General features: G+C 70.2%; 19 protein-coding genes. 7 read left to right on the forward strand and 12 right to left on the reverse strand.

Translation table 11 applies throughout. From position 1 onward, the window contains the following. Window positions 1-87: 87 nt before the first annotated feature. Window positions 88-372 carry an alcohol dehydrogenase catalytic domain-containing protein gene (locus ACWDAK_RS15415; protein ID WP_427393627.1) on the forward strand — a complete coding sequence of 95 codons (285 nt, stop codon included), beginning with the start codon at window positions 88-90 and terminating at the stop codon, window positions 370-372. A 235-nt stretch (window positions 373-607) separates the two neighbouring features. Here ACWDAK_RS15415 and ACWDAK_RS15420 read toward each other — a convergent pair whose 3' ends face one another. Continuing rightward, the gene (locus tag ACWDAK_RS15420; protein WP_344636650.1) at window positions 608-1318 is read right to left on the reverse strand and encodes a VIT1/CCC1 transporter family protein; all 711 of its coding nucleotides are present in this window, start codon (window positions 1316-1318) and stop codon (window positions 608-610) included. 1017 nt (window positions 1319-2335) lie between these two features. On the opposite strand from ACWDAK_RS15420, the gene ACWDAK_RS15425 reads away from it, so the two are divergent. Beyond that, entirely contained in the window at window positions 2336-2566 is a 231-nt protein-coding gene (locus tag ACWDAK_RS15425; protein WP_344636651.1) for an STAS domain-containing protein, read from the forward strand. Between the two features lie 97 nt (window positions 2567-2663). Beyond that, window positions 2664-3044 carry an ArsR/SmtB family transcription factor gene (locus tag ACWDAK_RS15430; RefSeq protein WP_344636652.1) on the forward strand — a complete coding sequence of 127 codons (381 nt, stop codon included), beginning with the start codon at window positions 2664-2666 and terminating at the stop codon, window positions 3042-3044. Between the two features lie 470 nt (window positions 3045-3514). Here the strand turns inward: ACWDAK_RS15430 and ACWDAK_RS15435 are convergent, their stop codons facing one another. From ACWDAK_RS15435 to ACWDAK_RS15460, 6 genes are all read right to left on the reverse strand, one after another. Continuing rightward, window positions 3515-4522, reverse strand: a complete 1008-nt coding sequence (locus ACWDAK_RS15435) for an Acg family FMN-binding oxidoreductase (protein WP_427393628.1) — start codon at window positions 4520-4522, stop codon at window positions 3515-3517. Window positions 4523-4767: 245 nt separating this feature from the next. Beyond that, on the reverse strand, window positions 4768-5700 hold the full coding sequence (locus ACWDAK_RS15440; protein ID WP_344636654.1) for a hypothetical protein: 933 nt from the start codon (window positions 5698-5700) through the stop codon (window positions 4768-4770). Continuing rightward, the gene (locus ACWDAK_RS15445; RefSeq protein WP_427393629.1) at window positions 5697-6311 is read right to left on the reverse strand and encodes a cytochrome b N-terminal domain-containing protein; all 615 of its coding nucleotides are present in this window, start codon (window positions 6309-6311) and stop codon (window positions 5697-5699) included. Before ACWDAK_RS15445 ends, ACWDAK_RS15440 begins: the two co-directional genes overlap by 4 nt. After that, a complete protein-coding gene (locus ACWDAK_RS15450; protein ID WP_427393630.1) occupies window positions 6301-6486 on the reverse strand; it encodes a hypothetical protein in 186 nt (61 codons plus the stop codon). The genes ACWDAK_RS15445 and ACWDAK_RS15450 overlap by 11 nt, the downstream gene beginning before the upstream one ends. Window positions 6487-7516: 1030 nt before the next feature. Then, a complete protein-coding gene (locus ACWDAK_RS15455) occupies window positions 7517-8467 on the reverse strand; it encodes a ferritin family protein (protein WP_344636657.1) in 951 nt (316 codons plus the stop codon). Between the two features lie 311 nt (window positions 8468-8778). Beyond that, the gene (locus ACWDAK_RS15460) at window positions 8779-8946 is read right to left on the reverse strand and encodes a hypothetical protein (protein ID WP_427393631.1); all 168 of its coding nucleotides are present in this window, start codon (window positions 8944-8946) and stop codon (window positions 8779-8781) included. Window positions 8947-9559: 613 nt separating this feature from the next. Between ACWDAK_RS15460 and ACWDAK_RS15465 the strand changes: the two genes are divergently transcribed. After that, window positions 9560-9721, forward strand: coding sequence for a hypothetical protein (locus tag ACWDAK_RS15465; RefSeq protein WP_344636659.1), 162 nt, complete (start codon window positions 9560-9562; stop codon window positions 9719-9721). 45 nt (window positions 9722-9766) lie between these two features. Here ACWDAK_RS15465 and ACWDAK_RS15470 read toward each other — a convergent pair whose 3' ends face one another. From ACWDAK_RS15470 to ACWDAK_RS15490, 5 genes are all read right to left on the reverse strand, one after another. Further along, window positions 9767-10126, reverse strand: a complete 360-nt coding sequence (locus ACWDAK_RS15470; protein ID WP_344636660.1) for a zinc ribbon domain-containing protein YjdM — start codon at window positions 10124-10126, stop codon at window positions 9767-9769. An 88-nt stretch (window positions 10127-10214) separates the two neighbouring features. Further along, window positions 10215-10346 (reverse strand): DUF6126 family protein, encoded by a 132-nt coding sequence (locus tag ACWDAK_RS15475; RefSeq protein ID WP_344636661.1) that lies wholly within the window; start codon window positions 10344-10346, stop codon window positions 10215-10217. After that, entirely contained in the window at window positions 10343-10519 is a 177-nt protein-coding gene (locus ACWDAK_RS15480) for a hypothetical protein (protein WP_344636662.1), read from the reverse strand. Before ACWDAK_RS15480 ends, ACWDAK_RS15475 begins: the two co-directional genes overlap by 4 nt. 287 nt (window positions 10520-10806) lie before the next feature. After that, window positions 10807-12546, reverse strand: a complete 1740-nt coding sequence (locus tag ACWDAK_RS15485; protein ID WP_344636663.1) for a SulP family inorganic anion transporter — start codon at window positions 12544-12546, stop codon at window positions 10807-10809. Window positions 12547-12572: 26 nt separating this feature from the next. Then, window positions 12573-12920 (reverse strand): ArsR/SmtB family transcription factor, encoded by a 348-nt coding sequence (locus ACWDAK_RS15490; RefSeq protein ID WP_344636664.1) that lies wholly within the window; start codon window positions 12918-12920, stop codon window positions 12573-12575. 697 nt (window positions 12921-13617) lie between these two features. On the opposite strand from ACWDAK_RS15490, the gene ACWDAK_RS15495 reads away from it, so the two are divergent. From ACWDAK_RS15495 to ACWDAK_RS15505, 3 genes are all read left to right on the forward strand, one after another. Beyond that, window positions 13618-13827 (forward strand): hypothetical protein, encoded by a 210-nt coding sequence (locus ACWDAK_RS15495; protein ID WP_427393632.1) that lies wholly within the window; start codon window positions 13618-13620, stop codon window positions 13825-13827. Window positions 13828-13996: 169 nt separating this feature from the next. Then, on the forward strand, window positions 13997-14422 hold the full coding sequence (locus ACWDAK_RS15500; protein WP_344636666.1) for a DUF4231 domain-containing protein: 426 nt from the start codon (window positions 13997-13999) through the stop codon (window positions 14420-14422). A 149-nt stretch (window positions 14423-14571) separates the two neighbouring features. Continuing rightward, on the forward strand, window positions 14572-15198 hold the full coding sequence (locus tag ACWDAK_RS15505; RefSeq protein WP_427393633.1) for a hypothetical protein: 627 nt from the start codon (window positions 14572-14574) through the stop codon (window positions 15196-15198). Window positions 15199-15280: the final 82 nt, after the last annotated feature.

Consider the following 15280-nt stretch of genomic DNA (forward strand, 5'->3'; position numbering starts at 1 on the left):
CAACGGCTGACAGAGGTGATCGGGGCATGAAGGCGCCGACCTTGTCACGGGCCGGGCCGTCGTATCTGTGGCGAGATACCCGATGCGGTGATCCGGGAGAGGCAGGACGCCGTCGTCCGGGTGGACGTGGTTACCGTCCGCGGTATGGACCTGCACATCCTCGAGGGCGACGTCCCCGAGGTGACCGACGGCCGGATCCTCGGCTACGGAGCCGTCAGCACCGTCATCGAGACCGGCCCGGGCGTACGGAGCGTGGCCGACGGCGACCGCGTCCTGGTCTCCCGCAACTTCGCCCGGGCGGCACGATGCCCTGAAGGTCGCCCTGTTCCGGACCTGACCGAGCCCCGCGGAGAGATGACGGAGTCACCGTGAAAGAGAACCCCCAGTCGACCGACGCGGCTGTGCAGCCGACCGGATCCGTCCTCCTTGCCCCGCGCGTTGCCGAGCAGCGTACGCAATTCGGTCTGACCGAGCATGAGTTGGCGAGCCAGGCGGCGATGTCTCCCTGAGTGGTCGACGGCCCCGGCCCTGAACCGGGTTGTCCTGGTACCCCGCTGACTCGGCCCCGGCCGCGCACTTGGGCGACACCGGTTCGGGACGAGGGACGTCAGATGCCCGAAGTGTGGGCGAGTTGGCCGACGGCCGCGGTGACGGCCATGGCGAGCCCGCCGCCGAGAACCACCCGCAGAGCCGGGCGCAGCACGCCTGCGCCTGCCGTACGGGCGGCCAGCACGCCGGCAGCGGCCAGACCGCAGAGAGTGACGACGACGATCAGCCACAGCCGTGCAGCGGTGGGGGCGAGGAGGCCGAGGAAGGGGACGGCTCCGCCGGTGAGGAAGCTGGCGGCGGAGGCGAGGGCGGCTTGCACCGGGTTGGCCGTGGTGTGTTCGCTGTGGCCGAGTTCGTCGCGCAGATGGGCCTGGAGCGGGTCGGCCTCCTGGAGGGCCTCGGCGACCTGTCGGGCCAGCGCCGGCGGGACGCCGCGGCTCTCGTAGATGGCGGTGAGTTCGGCGAGCTCGGCTTCCGGGGCGTCGGCGAGCTCACGGGCCTCCTTGGCGCGGTCGGCTTTCTCGACATCGACCTGCGAGCTGACCGAGACGTGCTCACCTGCGGCCATCGCCATTGCACCCGCGGACAGCCCGGCAAGACCGCCGGTGACCACTGCGGAGGTGCTCGCTCCGCTAGCCGCGATGCCGACCATGATGCTGGCAACGGAGACCAGCCCGTCGTTGGCTCCGAGGACGGCGGCACGCAGCCAGCCGGCCCGGCCCGCGGTGTGGCCTTCCGGGTGGGGAATGCGCTGGTCCGGGAAAGTCATCGGATGAGATGCTCCCGTAGGGGTCTCATGGTCACAGTCTCGGCAGGACTCGCCGGGGTGTCGTATCCAGTGAGCCGTTCGTGGCCGATGCGGGCGCTTCTGGGCTACGGCCTGCGCGCGGCCGACGCCGCCGATCTGGCCGCGAACACGAGCCGAACGCGCTGGAGCCACTCGAGACCGGCGGTCTGTCCGTCCGACATGATCCGCCGGCACGCTCACACCAGTGAGAGTGGTGAGTCTGGCGTTGCCCTCAGGGCCGCCGGCGTCGCCGTCCCGGTAGCCGGTCCGCGCTGTTCGGCTGGTGCCGGGCCGCCGGGTGAGTCGTGGATGGGCGGTGCGCCTGGCGAACGCCCCGCCCGGGAACGCGGAGCGCGAGCGGACCCGCAGGACGAGCTGTCCGTCGTCGACAAGGTGGCGCAGGACGGAGCAGGTTGCGCACGATGCCGGGGTGGACGAGCCGCCCGGTCTCAAGCCCCGCCAACACCGGCAGGATGTCGCAGGCGGGCAGTGCGAGCGGACGCGGGAAGCGCCCAACCCAATGCCGCGTGGCGGCTGCGCGGGAGCCTGGGCCCGACGGTGCGGGGCGGCCATCCGCGTCCCAGAGCACGGGCCAGTTGGTCCATGGTCACCGGTGACCTCACCGTGGAGCCGGACGGATACATCCGCGCAGCTGGTGCGGTGGTGGAGCTGTTGCCGAGGTGGCCACCCCGTCGTCGGTGTTTGCGGGGCGGCCACCCGGTGGCAGCCGTTTCCGGGAGCACCACATGACGACCTTAGCAGTTGCTGATGTTGGCAACTGTGTGCCAGGGCAGGAGGAGGAATGCGTATCTCACCGCAAGGCCGCGCGGCTGAGCTGCTTGCTCCGTTCTCGGCGCGGGGTGGCGTGTGTCTCCCTGCGCCGGGTAGGCGGTGCCCGCATGTGTGGTGCGGGCGCTCCGTCTTCCTGTCCGGCTCCGCTGGTCGCGGAGTGCGCACGCATGCTCATCGTCACCCTGGGTGTGGTGCTCGAGGGTGGTGGTGAGCATCCAGCGGGAATTCGAGGATGCGGACGGCATCGGGGTCCTGTACCTGACCGACTCTCTGGGCGAGCAGGCCGCCCACCGCTTCCAGGGCGCGTTCGACTGGGCCGTCGCCCGGTGTTTCCGTGCGGCCGTGATCGACATCTCCGCCCTGGTGGGCTTCAACGCCGCGGGTGAGGGCGTGATCGTGGACGCCCACCGCTCTCTGGCGACTGCCGGTCGGCGCTGACCACCCACGGCCCGATGATGGCGTACTTGCGTGATTGCTAAGGTCAGTAATTGATGATGTTCTGCCTTGCTTGGGCCCGATGGAGACGGTGACGCCCGTGAACGCCGAAACCCCCGCCACGCCTCCCGTGGTCGGCGCACCGCTGTACCAGCTGAAGGCGGAGTTCTTCAAAACACTCGGGCACCCGGTGCGCATCCGGGTCCTGGAACTGCTCAGCGAGCGCGAGCACGCGGTCGCCGAGATGCTGCCCGAAGTCGGTGTCGAGGCGTCCCACCTGTCCCAGCAGCTCGCAGTCCTGCGCCGGGCCAAGCTCGTGGCCTCCCGCCGCGAGGGCTCCACCGTGTACTACAGCCTCACCAGCTCCCAGGTCGCCGAGCTGCTGCGGGTCGCGCGGGCCATCCTCAGCGGCGTCATCACCGGCCAGGCCGAACTTCTCGACAGCCTGCTCGTCCCCACCACCGCCACGACCGAGGGCTGACCCGACCGCACCGTGATTGCCGGGCTCCGGTCAATCCGTGCAGTTCAACCGTGGTGACGCAGACGCGTTCTCCTGGAAGCAGTCCTGGTGATAGACGTCCCAACGCCAGTCGATGGAGTAGCAGAGGCCGGGGCCCACGCAGGGGTGGCTGTTGGTCCAGGCGTCGGGGCCGACAGGAAGTGGTCGCCGGTGCACAGGAGTTGGCTGGTGGGGCGGTCGATCTCGACCTGGCCGTACCATCCGCGCCCGCCCGGCTGGACGATCATCTTGCTGTTTTACCCGTCGTGCCGCATGCGGGCGTGATGGTCTTCGTGCTCGCCTTGTTCCACCCTTCCCGCGCGGACGGCATCGCGGACGAGCAGTGCCGCGCAGTCGGGGTACTGGCGGAGGCTGTCTTCGCGCTGTTCTGTCCGGCTGCCGGAGCCTTCTCACGTCGGACGGCGGAGCTGCCCGCTACGGGCCCTCGTCTGTCATGCTGAGCGTTGGTCCAGCTGGTGGCCGCTGAGGTCGAGGATCTCCTCGACGGGCCGGCGTGGTGTGGGGTGTCCGGGCGGGCCGAAGCCGAGCCGCATGACGAGTTGGACGTGGCCGGGGCCCTCGGCCGGATCGCGCAGCCGCCACCGCGTTTCTTGCCATTCGACCGCCTGGTGCAGGATGTTGGCGCGGACCCCGTGGGTTGTCGCCAGCAGCCAGACCCGTTCCATGGCCTGACCGGTGCGCAGCCAGTCGTTTGGGTGGTCACCGTGTGTCTTTATGACGGCGACCTGCGGTAGGGCCTCGAACCTCTCGGCCGACACGGCGGGGCGGGGCGGGTGGCCGGTGAAGCCGCGCATCGGCACCCGGGCGTCGAGGTCCAGCGGCCCGAGTGCCTCGAGCGGGATGCCGTCGGTGGCGGGCTCCTCCGGGCGCAGCCAGCTTCGGGTCTCGGCTTGCCGTGCGACGTCCTCGGCGATCCGCTGCTCGGCCTCGGTGGTGAGCGCCAGGACGCGGCGCGCGCCGTCCTCCTCCAGAACCTCCAGGGTCGTTCCCTCGTCGTCGGCGGCCTCGATCAGCTCGCCGATGACGGCTTCGGGGACGTCGCGGTTGGCGAACGGCTGGCGGCTGGAGTGGCGGTGGGCGATCGCGGCGTACAGATCCGGGATGTTCCCGCCACCGTCGGGGAGTGGTTCGGACAGATCGATGATCGCGGCCAGGTCCGGTTGGGGAGGATCGGGGCTCAGCCGGACGGTGGCCTGGCGTCCGAGGTGGTGGGCCGCGGTGCGGAGGTTGAACAGGGCCGCGCCGACGGAGATGAGCATGGCCCGGCCGTCCGGGTCCGCGACGGGTACCGCCCTTTCGGGGTCCGAGTACACCAGCATGCCGTGCAGGTTGGTGGTCGGGCGCAGCCGCCAGGGTTGGCTGTTGTGCACCGAGGGCGCGGCGCCGGCCGCGGTCGCGAGCAGTCGCAGTTCGGTGAGGGTGAGAGGGGACTCGGTCATCGTGGTCACTCCTTCGACCGGCAGGAGTCGCCGTTGCCCCGCTGTGTCAGCCTACTCGGTGCGTGGGCGGTTCGATGTGTCCGTCGCGCAGCGACGGGAGGACGGCTGGCGCTGGGATTCTGGTTATGTGATCGGCCGGGTGGCGGTCGTCCTTCGTGCCGTCCGGCCGATGTCTGGGCCGCTGGTGGCATCGGCCGTCCGGTCGGGAGGGACCACCGGTGAGGGTTGCTCGTTGGCTGAGTCGGTCAGTGCCGCGTGCGGTAGTAGTCACGCCAGACGAGGCGGTAGATCCTGGTCCAGCGGGGGATGGACCGGATGCCGGGGATGAACGGCACCAGGACCAGGGCGAGGCTGAGCACGGCCATGATGGCCCAGATTTCGGCGTCCGCGTTCTTCGAGGTCGTGAACGGGTCGATCTGGTACCAGAAGGTGTAGAGCCACAGCCAGGCCTGTCCGGGGTAGTCCCCGGTCTCGTTCATCATCCCCCATTGGCTTCCGGTCAGGTGCTGTTCGGCGGCCCGGTCCGACAGGTACGAGCCGTCGGCGAGGAAGAGCATCGGCTTGGTGAAGTCGGTCTGGTAGAAGCGACCCCGGCCCAGCAACTGGCCGTCGAGTGAGCCCGCCTGGGCAAGCGTCAGTAGATGGGCGGTCAGTACCGGCACCGGGCCGTAGTCGCCGGGGCCGACCTTGGCCGGATCGCCGTCCGGTGCCTTGCCCAGGGCGTCCGCGTAGGCCGAGCTCCAGGACTGCCGCTGGTCGGCGGAGGCGGCGTTCCACTCGGTGAGTGCGGCGGTGACCTCCGGCGGCTCCGCGGAGTGGCGCAGGGGTTGCAGCACGAAGTCCTCGGCCGGGTCGACGGGGATGCGGACGCCGGCTGCCCGCTGCAGGCTGACCGGGCCGATCTTCTGGCCGGCGCCCGGGGTGTGGTTGTAGGGCGGGCCGTACTGCGCGGAGGTGCTGGTGCCGGCGAGTTCGGCGACGGCCGTCGCGGTGAAGTCGTTCGGCGCCGCGGTGGACCAGGCGGCCAGGGTGATCGGTGTTTCGTCCGGGGAGGAGAACAGACCGGCCAGCCCCGCGCTGAGCAGGGCGGTGATCACCAACGCGATCGTGAACTCCTTGACCAGGTCGTAGCGGCGGACGGGGAAGGCGTCCGACCCGGGCGCCTGGGCGGGCTTCACCGCTCGACCTCGGGCGCGGTGACGCCGATCGGCGGCACGATGCCGCGCATGCGGACCAGCAGGACGTGCCAGGCGGTCAGCAGCCCGATCGCGAGCGGGAGCAGGACGATGTGCCACATCAGCATCTGGCCGAAGTCGAGGACGTTGAACCAGGCGCCGATGCCGACCGCGTTGAGCGCGTCCTTGGCCTGCCCGGAGATCCACTGGGAGTCGAAGTTCTGCTGGACCAGGTAGCCGGTGAACGCGGTGCCGATCGAGACCAGGAAGGTGACCGCGCCGGTCGCCCAGGTCAGGGCCCGTCGGCCGCGCCAGGCGGCCATGAAGAACTTGCCCCACAGATGGATCACCATGACGGCCATGAACAGCTCCACGCTCCACAGGTGGACGCTGTTGACGTACCTGCCGACGCTGGAGGTGTGCCACCAGGCGGGGCCCATCAGCGCGAGCACACCGCCGGAGACCAGGACCACCACGAGCGCCGACACGGTGAGCACCCCGAAGACGTAGATCCACGATGCCATGTAGACCGGCTGGGTCTCGGGGAGGAGCTTCTCGGGCGGTAGCCTCCGCAGGGCGTACCGCCGGATCGCGCCGGTCCAGTTACTCGCCATCACGCCGCCCGTGCGGGAAGGGCAGCAGCAGCGCGGCCACGAAGACCACCACCATCAGGCAGATGACTACCAGATTCGTCACCGAGATCTGGACCACGCCCCAGTGCACGTAGTGGCCCGGGTGGTTCAGGTCGACAGGCGCCGAGAGGACACTCGTCGTCGGTGCTGCTGTCATCGCCGCTTCCTTCCGACCACCGAACAGGATCTGGCGCCAGACTGACGCGGCGAGTGCGCGCCGGCACGTGCAGTGGTCCGAACGCGCGAGGATTGGCGCCACGCGTGGGACGTGGTCAAGCGAAGTCCGCGCCCGAGTTCCCCCAGGCCACAGTCGCGCGAGCCGGTGGCCGGTGGCCGGTGGCCGGGGCCGACTCGGCGGAACGGGTCAGTGCGGGGGTGGCAGCAGCGGCTTCTGCGGAGAGTTGATTCGCGAGGGTTCCCTCAAACGCCGGCGACGGCCGCGGTGCACGCCATGGCGAGCCCACCACCGACGACCACGCGCAGTGCTGGACGCAAGACAGTGGTTCCGGCGGCGCGGGCGGCGAGTACGCCGGCCAGGGTGAGGCCGCAGAGGGTGACCTTTTCCCAGCGCGACCGGACCTGCCGCCCGGGAGGTGGTGGTGAGGTGGATCCCGCGCTTCTCTGCGACCGGCTCCCATGCCGTGATCCGGTCGGCGACGACCTCGTCCACTCGGACCGGCACCGGTTGCGGTAGGGCCTGCTCGGCCCGGGCCACCGCCAGGAGGCCGCCCATCTCGCCCGGCTCCCTGGTCGCCGACCACCGATTCGGTGGTCACCGCCATCGTGCCCACACGCCGGGGCCGGTCGCTTGGGCCGAACAGCCCCGACTCCACCCACACGTGTGTGGTGCACGATCAGGGCCCGCCCGGCCCGGTCGATGGGCCCGAAGGCCCCTGCCACGCCACACCGAGATCCACCACCTGCCTGACAGATCGCCAATCACCTGCAACTCGCCGACGCCGACCACGGCCGCCTGCACCCCGAACAGTTCGACGACCTGCGGTCCTGCCTCTACGGCCTCCTAGAGTGCTGCGCTTGCACTTCGCCCAGGAAGAGGAGAACTACTGCTCCCTCGCACGCTGGCCAAAGCGAGAGGTCGGGGGTGGTCGAGTCGACCACCCCCGACTTTTCGACCCCGTTCGGCTCCCGGCGGGGAGCCACCCGGAACGGGGGCGGTCACCGTTTGGTCAGCCGAGGCCTCTGCGGGCGGTCTGGAACGCCTGGGCGTGGCCGGCCTCGTCATTGGCGTTGTGCTGGAAGAGGGTGGCCGCGGCGGTGTCGCCGACGGCCTTGGCCTGTCGGGCGAAGGTCGGGTACATCGTCTGGGACTCGTAGGTCTCGCCGGTGATGGCCGTGGTCAGGTTCCGGCTCGTGGTGCCGACCGTTCCGGCCAGCACCGCCTCGCCGGAGAGGTGCTCCTGCAACTCCACGTTGGAAATTCCGGTGAACAGGCGTGCCAGAGCTGCGTTGCCGCTCTGCTGGGCGCGCTGGGCGTAGAGGCTGTACTTGGCGTGGGCCAGGGCCTCACCGTGCATGGCGGTGTCGAGGTTGGTCTTGGTCTGCGCCGAAGTGACCTTGGGCTGCCCGGCCGCCACCAAGACGGGGCTGACGGCCGGGGGCGCCGGGATGGCGCCCTTGCCGGCGCGGACCGAGGTGAGCGCGGCCCGGTATGCGGACAGGTGCGCTGTCTCGTCCTTGGCGATCTCGGCGAAGAGGTCGGCCGCGGCGGTGTCGCCGGCCGCCTTGGCCTGCCGGGCGAACGTCGGGTACATGGTGGTGGACTCGTATCCCTCGCCGCTCAGGGCGTCGGTCAGGTTCGCCTCGTTGCTGCCCACGAGGCCGCTCAGCGCGGCCTCCTCGGTGAAGTGCTCACCCAGCTCCACACCAGCGGTCTTCCGGAAGAGGTCGGCCACGGCCGAGCGGCCCTCGCGTTGGGCCTGGGCCGCGAAGAGGGTGTAGGAGGCGTTGGCGAACGCCTCGCCCTGCATGGACTTCGTGAGGTTGGTGCGTGTCTGCTGCTGGAGGGCCGGGATCGCGGTCCCGACAGCTGTAGCGGCGGACGCGGTGGCGGTTGCACACATCACGACACTCACAGCCAACGAACCGGTGACCAGAGCGCGTATCGGGTAGGCGGTCATCTCAACCTCCTCGGCGGACACCCGACCGGGTGCCCCGCCCATCACAGCAAGGCGCCCCGGATACCGCGATCCGGTATCACCCATCCAGGTGAATACGCGAAACGACGACCGCGCCGACCCAACATCCGTCTCCTGGCCTTCTCATCAAACCGCGTGCAACGGCGACCGACTGATCTGAGGCGCCCGGTGCCCGGTCCGGTCGGCAGCGCGGTTCGCGTCGCGTCACGATGAGGGGGCGGACGGGACGGCCAGATCCGGCTCGGGCCTACCGTGTCCGGAGGTTCCGCTCCCGACCGGATCGCAACCACCGCTCAGCGGCGACCCAGGATCCTTGCCAGGAAGCCACCCTCCTTGCCCGTGTTCTTGTCGCAGGTGCAGCGGTCGGCCTTGCCAACCCCGGCCAGCACCTGGTCGACGTGCATGCCGCACCCCGCATAGGTGGCCTTGCCGCAGGTGCGGCAGACGGTACGTCGACACATCACATGACTCCTTGCGTCGTGGCCCTTGATGGGCAGCCGTTTCTTCAAATATACCCTGCGGGGTATTTTCGCGGGTCGTGACTGTCGGCTGTGCATGTCCTGCAGGCGCGACGCGTAGGTGAGCAGGCGGGAGCCGGGCCGCGCCGTGTCCGTGCGGCCGGGGTCTCCCGGGAAGCAGAGTGGAGGTCTTCACCCGAGCCATCGGCGGAAGGGCGGGAGGCGCTGAGCGGAAGTCAGCTTGTTGGCGGATGCCAGGGGTGCGGCCGACGTGACGGGTCGGGGACGGCTCATCCGCCCACATCCTCGGCGGCGTTTCGTCGCCTCAACCTGCTGCGAGCCGCCGGTGCGGAGTCGGCCGGACGGTCTGGATCAGCCAGGTGTCGGTGACCGTGCCGCTCGGCCAGTCCGACCGGACTCTGCAGAAGCGCGCCGACACGCCGATCCACCATGGCGAGGAGCCTCTGGCGGGCCACCTCGCCCACGCGCGTAGCCTCGTCGCCGAACGTCCCGGCCGAGGCCATCCTTTCGACGCTGGACGACTGGTGCTCGGCCGAGCCGCTGGCGTTGCTGGTGGACGACTTGCACCGGGCGGGCCCTGGTCACCCCGGCCGATATGAGCGATCGCGACGCCGCCGAGGAAGCGGTTTCCCGTCTGCCGCTGGTGCACCCGGAGATCACCATCGCCTGGCCGACTCGGAATGCCGACCGCCACCAGCCCGGCCACGCCCAGCGGTCAGCCGATCTCCCCTGCCCGGGGAAGAAGGACACGACCTGACCGGTCGACCGCTCCGTGGCGGTTGCCGAGAGCGGGCGATGCAGATCAGGCCTTCTTGACGACGCTGGACTTGAGCTGCATGGCGCCGAAGCCCTCGATGCGGCAGTCGATGTCATGGCCGTCGACGCCGTCGACCAGGCGGATGTTGCGGACCTTGGTGCCCGCCTTGATGCCCGAGGCGCTGCCCTTGACCTTGAGGGCCTTGATGACGGTCACGGTGTCGCCGTCGCTCAGCACGTTGCCGACCGCGTCCTTGACCACGCGCTCGCTGACCCCGGGGGAAGCGGCCCCGCCGGCGTCGGTGGGCACCCACTCGTGGCCGCACTCCGGGCAGACCATGAGGGCGTTCATCTCATAGGTGTACTCGCTGGCGCACTGCGGGCACGGGGGGAGGTTGTCGCTCATGTGTTCAGGATATCCAGGTCGTCTGAGGGATGTTTTCCGTGGTCAGCGGGCGTGAAGGCCCGCGATGTCGCAGTCTCGGTCGGCCAGTTCAGTGTCGATTGCCGAGGGCGAAGAGCAGGATGACGAAGCCGGCGAACAGGTGGGTGCCGAGGATGTAGACCGAGGCGCGGATGAGCATGGCCTTGCGGCGGCTCCTCTCGTCACTGGTGCTGTCACTCATCGAGGCTCCTGGCCGATTGCGGAGGGGCGGTCCTCCCGGGGCTGGGGGCGGATGTGCAGGCGTCGGCCAGTGGTGGCGGCCTCGGTGAGGAGGGCTTGGAGGGCGGGCAGATCGACGGTCTGCCGGGAGGCGGGGGCGCCGTGATCGTCATAGGGGGTAATGGTGAAACGCAAGGGCGGCCTCATTCCGGGGTCGGGGCGGGCGGTGTGAGCGGGAGGTGGACGAGGATGGTCTTGCCACCGTTGGGGTCGGGTGGATCGTCAGTTCGCCGTCGAGGTGGCGGGCGACGGCGAGGACGGTGGTGCTGCCCGCGAGCGTTCTGGGTCGTACGCCCCAGCCGGTGAGGACGGTCGCCGTGATCCGGCGGGCCACACAGGCTCATCCGGTAACGCCGGGAATGGTCGGCGGGCCGGGCCGGCGGAGGAGGGCTCGCGCTGCCTGCGATCCCGCCAGCGCCGGATCACCGTGGCCTCTCGGCGGTTTCGGCCACTCGGGAGGCTCCGGTGGTGGTCAGGTTTTGATCGGAGGGGACGGCCTGGCCGTGGAGGTGAGTGCGGGCGTAGCTGATGGCGTCGGGGGTGGTGGCGAATACGTGGCCGTCGGCGTGCAGCTTGTCGAGTGTGCCGAGGGCGTCGAGGGGGCGGTGGTGTTCGTCGCGGATGCCGGACATGAGGACGAGAGTGCCCCGGCGCTGGAGTTTGGTGACGGCGTCACCGAGGACAGTCGCGCCGCTGGCGTCGATCGCGCTGACCCGGGACATCCGCAGGATGACGACCTTGACCATGGCGCTCTCGGTGAGTTCGAGCAGGAAGCGGTGCGCGGCGGCGAAGAGCAGCGGGCCGTCGATCCGGTAGGCGACGATGTGCTCGTCGAGCAGCGCCTGCTCCTCGTTGTGGTGGTCGTCCGAAGGGGGCACCTCCCGGCCGGAGGCTGGGGGAAGGTCGCCGTGCAGCGGGACCTGCTCGACCCGCGCTGCCTTCGCGACTGCGGCGAGGGCGAGCACGCCGGATACCAGCAGGCCGACGACGACTGCGGTGACCAGGTCGAAGGCGAGCGTGGCGGCGGCGGTGAGGAGCAGGACGGCCGCCTCGCCGCGCCCGGTGCGGGCGATTGCGCGCAGCGAGCCGACCTCCACCATCCGCACGGCGGTGGCGATCAGCACGCCGGCCAGGGCGGCCAGCGGAATCCCGGCGACCAGGGGCGCGACGGCGAAGACGATCACGGCCAGGGCGGCGGCGTGGACGAGAGCGGCGAGTCGGGACACGGCGCCGGAACGGACGTTGACGGCGGTACGGGCGATCGCGCCGGTGGCGGCGACACCGCCGAACAACGGGGCAGCCAGGTTGGCCAAGCCCTGGCCGAACAGTTCGCGGTCGCTGTCGTGGCGCTCGGACACGCTCATCGCGTCCGCGGCGGTTGCCGACATCAGCGACTCCAACGCGGCCAGCGCGGCGACCGTGAAGGCGGAGGGCAGCAGAGCGGGGACGGCGGAGAGGTCGAGGAAGCCGAGCGAGGGCGCCGGCAGCCCGGCGGGCAGGTAGCCGATGGTGGCGACCGGCAGGTCGGCGAGGTTGGTGACGACGGTCGCGGCGACGACAGCGATCAGCGAGAACGGCAACGAGGGGCACAGGCGTACGCCGATGAGCATCACGACGGCCACCGCGAGGGCCACACCGAGCGCCGCCCAGTGCGGTGCGGCGGCGTACTCGCGCACTGCCCTGGCCGCGACGACGGCCGGGTTGCCGCCCTCGGGCTTCCTGACACCGAGCGCGCCCGGGACCTGCTGAAGGGCGATGACACCGGCGATGCCGACCGTGAAACCCTCCACCACCGGCACGGGGACGTAGGCCATCCAGCGGCCGGCCCGGGCCAGGGCGAGGGCTATGAGGATGATCCCGGCGAGCAGACCGACAGTGAGCACGCCGTCGGTGCCGTAGCGGGCGACGATGGGGACCAGGACGACGGTCATGGCGCCGGTCGGCCCGGACACCTGGAGGTTGGAGCCGCCGAAGACCGCGGCGAGCGCCCCGGCGACGACGGCGGTGGCCAGGCCCGCCTCTGCGCCGGCGCCGGAGGAGATGCCGAAACCGAGGGCCAGCGGAAGTGCGACGATCGCCACCGTCAGGCCGGCCAGCAGGTCCTTGCGGGGCGAGCGACCCATCGTGGCGAGGATCCGTTGGGTGGGGAGGACAGAACGCATGCGGTCGAGAACAGCATGGGCGGGGCTCACGCGGTGACCTCAGGGGTCGTGGTTCCGGCGAGCTCGTGCAGCAGCTGGTTCTGGCCGGTGATCACGTCACTGAGGATTCGGCGGGCCGCGCGCAGCAGCTCGGCGACGTCCGGGGTGGAGAGCGCGTAGAGCACGGTGTTGCCGTCGCGGGTGGCGGTGACCAGGTTGGTGCGGCGCAGGACGGCGAGCTGCTGGGAGAGGCTGGAAGCCTCGATGTCGAGGGCGGCGAGCAGGTCGCGCACCAGCAGCGGGCCGTCCTGGAGGAGTTCGAGGACCCGGATGCGGGCCGGGTGGCCGAGGGTGCGGAAGAACTCCGCCTTCGCCTGGTACAGCGGGACGGCCATGTCTCAGCTCTCTCCTTGCTCTTCCCCGGCGGTGTGCGGGATGTCGATGCCGTGGCCGGCCGCGAGCGGCAGCAGCGCCGCTACGCGCCCGGCATAGGCCTGGGTGCTGTCGTCCCTGCTGACTCGGGCTTGCCGCAGGGCCTGGCGGGTCTGGGCCAGTTGCTCGCGCTACTCCTCGTCGAACAGCGCGCTCACGACCTCCCAGGTGGCCGACAGGTGCCGGACGCACCGTACGCCGATCCAACAGCACGCCAGCATGTATGAATATGAAGAATTTTTCAAATCGCTGGTTTTGCATGTGATGAATTCGGACAGTAGTGATCTCTTGTGATCAGTAGCGGTCATCGCGCCGGGGGCCCGGTGGGCACTGCCCACGCTCAGTGCCGGTCGCTCCGCAGGGCCGATTTCGAGGTGGAACGGTCGGAAGGGCTTCTGCATGGCAGGGATCGACGGCGCGCTGAAGGACGCGATGGTGATCGACAGGGCGCTGGGCGCGGCCCAGGTCGACTCCGCGGCGCGATGGTGCTGGCCACGCCTGGCGACGTCGCGGGGCAGGACCTGCAACTCGCCGCGGCCGGTGCCACCGACGTCGTGCGGCGATAGCGGGTGTGGTCCCTCAAACTGGTGGCCAGGCGCCGCTGTTCGCGGCGGACCGTGCCGTCCTGGTAGGCCACGGTGACCCACGGACAAGCAGACCGTGAGTCGGGTCCTGGCCGAATCGGACGATCCGCCGTTCCCAGACAACGAGGACGAGACACAACTCGCCTTCGACATCCTGGTCGCCAGGTCCGGGAGCGGCCGGCACGCCAACGACTACGCGCACCGTGTAGAAGAAGCCGCGCGAGATGCCCACGCGTACGTCCAGAACCGCGTTCCTCCCGAGTGGGCGATAGGACAGGAGGCATAGACCCCGGCTTCGGCAGGCAGGGATTGCCGTTGACCGCGGAGTCCTGCGGTGTGAGACCCTACGGTCGGGAGTCGCAGGGGACGTCGCAGGCAGAAGCAATGGGGGCGAAATGGGATCTAGCGGGCCTGTGGGGGCGGGGCTGGCTCCGGTGGAGACCGCTGGTCACCTCTTGGAGAAGATCCGGCAGGGCAACGTGTACGCCCAAGGAAAGAAGAAGCGTTTCCGCCTGGCCTCCTCGGCGTTGAAGGTGCTGACGCTCTCGCTGTCCGCCGCCTCAACGATCATCCTCGGCTTGCAGAGCCTGAACTTCTGGGCTGGCTTGGCCTTCGCCCTCGTGGCACTGGTTACCCTGCTGGGAGCCGTTGAGTCGTTCTTCAACTGGAGATCGCGCTGGGTGTTGATGGAGGAGACGCAGTATCGGTTCCAGCGTCTCGCTGATGACCTCGAGTACCTCATCGCCTCAACTCCCGCCGCTGATCTCAGCTACGATCGGCTCCAGCCCCTCTTCGATGAATACCAGAGTGTATGGGCGCACCTGAGCGAGGGCTGGCTGCAGGAGCGCCGCGCGCTCAACTCCTCCTCCGGGGGCCAATGAGCCTTCGCCGTCAGCCCGGGTGGATCGGCGCTCAGCGCTCCGGCGGTGGCAGCCAGGCCACCGCCGCCCGGGCCGTCGGCAAGGTGCCCGCGCCGCCATGGTCCATCGAAGACCTCGCGCGGGCGTCCCTCCTGGGAGACCATGCCTTCATGGACACCGAGACCGTCGTACGCACCCGCCGCGCCCTGCACGCGGTGGCCGAGCTGGTCCTGGCCGGGCCGCAGTACCGGTCCAGCGGCACGATCCGGCTGCGCGCCTGCGCGGGCGGCTTCGCCACCAGCGTCGAGCCGCAGCTGCGAGTGATCGGTGCGGAACTGGTCGCGCCCGGGCAGGTGCTGTCCCTCGAATGGACCACCTGCACCGCGCTCGGCGCGGCACTCGGGCTCACGATCGGTGCTCCCGCCGGGCTGTACCAGGACGGGCCGGGTATCGCCGCCGACGACGCGGTTGAGGCGGATCCGTCCGCCGCCCGCCGGCTCGCGCACTGCTTCGCGCTCGGCGACGCCGCGCTGCGCGGGCTGTTCCCGGGCGCGGAGCCGGTCATCTGGCCCGAGCACTTCGACATCGGGGTGACCGTCGGCGAAGTGAACTACGGCGTCTCACCCGGCGACGCGTTCCGGCCGGAGCCGTACGCGTACGTCGGCCCGCACACCTTTCGGCAGGGCGAGTTCTGGAACGCGCCGTTCGGGGCCGCCCGGACGATCCGTGAACTCGGTGGTGCCATCGGCGTCATGGCCTTCCTGGAGCAGGGCCACCGACTGGCCGTCAGCAACTGACGGACCCGAAGGGCGCCAAGCCGTCCGGGACTTCGGGTGGACGGCCTTCGCAGGGGCCGCGGCGCCCACTCCCACGGCGACG

It is taken from the genome of Kitasatospora sp. NPDC001175 (assembly GCF_053598215.1).

Excerpts from the sequence above, each read along its gene's own strand:
- ACWDAK_RS15420 (WP_344636650.1), bottom strand. The coding sequence starts at position 1,318 with ATGACTTTCCCGGACCAGCGCATTCCCCACCCGGAAGGCCACACCGCG.
- ACWDAK_RS15435 (WP_427393628.1), bottom strand. The coding sequence starts at position 4,522 with ATGACCGAGTCCCCTCTCACCCTCACCGAACTGCGACTGCTCGCGACC.
- ACWDAK_RS15445 (WP_427393629.1), bottom strand. The coding sequence starts at position 6,311 with ATGGCGAGTAACTGGACCGGCGCGATCCGGCGGTACGCCCTGCGGAGG.
- ACWDAK_RS15450 (WP_427393630.1), bottom strand. The coding sequence starts at position 6,486 with ATGACAGCAGCACCGACGACGAGTGTCCTCTCGGCGCCTGTCGACCTG.
- ACWDAK_RS15455 (WP_344636657.1), bottom strand. The coding sequence starts at position 8,467 with ATGACCGCCTACCCGATACGCGCTCTGGTCACCGGTTCGTTGGCTGTG.
- ACWDAK_RS15460 (WP_427393631.1), bottom strand. The coding sequence starts at position 8,946 with ATGTGTCGACGTACCGTCTGCCGCACCTGCGGCAAGGCCACCTATGCG.
- ACWDAK_RS15465 (WP_344636659.1), top strand. The coding sequence starts at position 9,560 with ATGAGCGATCGCGACGCCGCCGAGGAAGCGGTTTCCCGTCTGCCGCTG.
- ACWDAK_RS15470 (WP_344636660.1), bottom strand. The coding sequence starts at position 10,126 with ATGAGCGACAACCTCCCCCCGTGCCCGCAGTGCGCCAGCGAGTACACC.
- ACWDAK_RS15475 (WP_344636661.1), bottom strand. The coding sequence starts at position 10,346 with ATGAGTGACAGCACCAGTGACGAGAGGAGCCGCCGCAAGGCCATGCTC.
- ACWDAK_RS15485 (WP_344636663.1), bottom strand. The coding sequence starts at position 12,546 with ATGCGTTCTGTCCTCCCCACCCAACGGATCCTCGCCACGATGGGTCGC.
- ACWDAK_RS15490 (WP_344636664.1), bottom strand. The coding sequence starts at position 12,920 with ATGGCCGTCCCGCTGTACCAGGCGAAGGCGGAGTTCTTCCGCACCCTC.
- ACWDAK_RS15505 (WP_427393633.1), top strand. The coding sequence starts at position 14,572 with ATGGACACCGAGACCGTCGTACGCACCCGCCGCGCCCTGCACGCGGTG.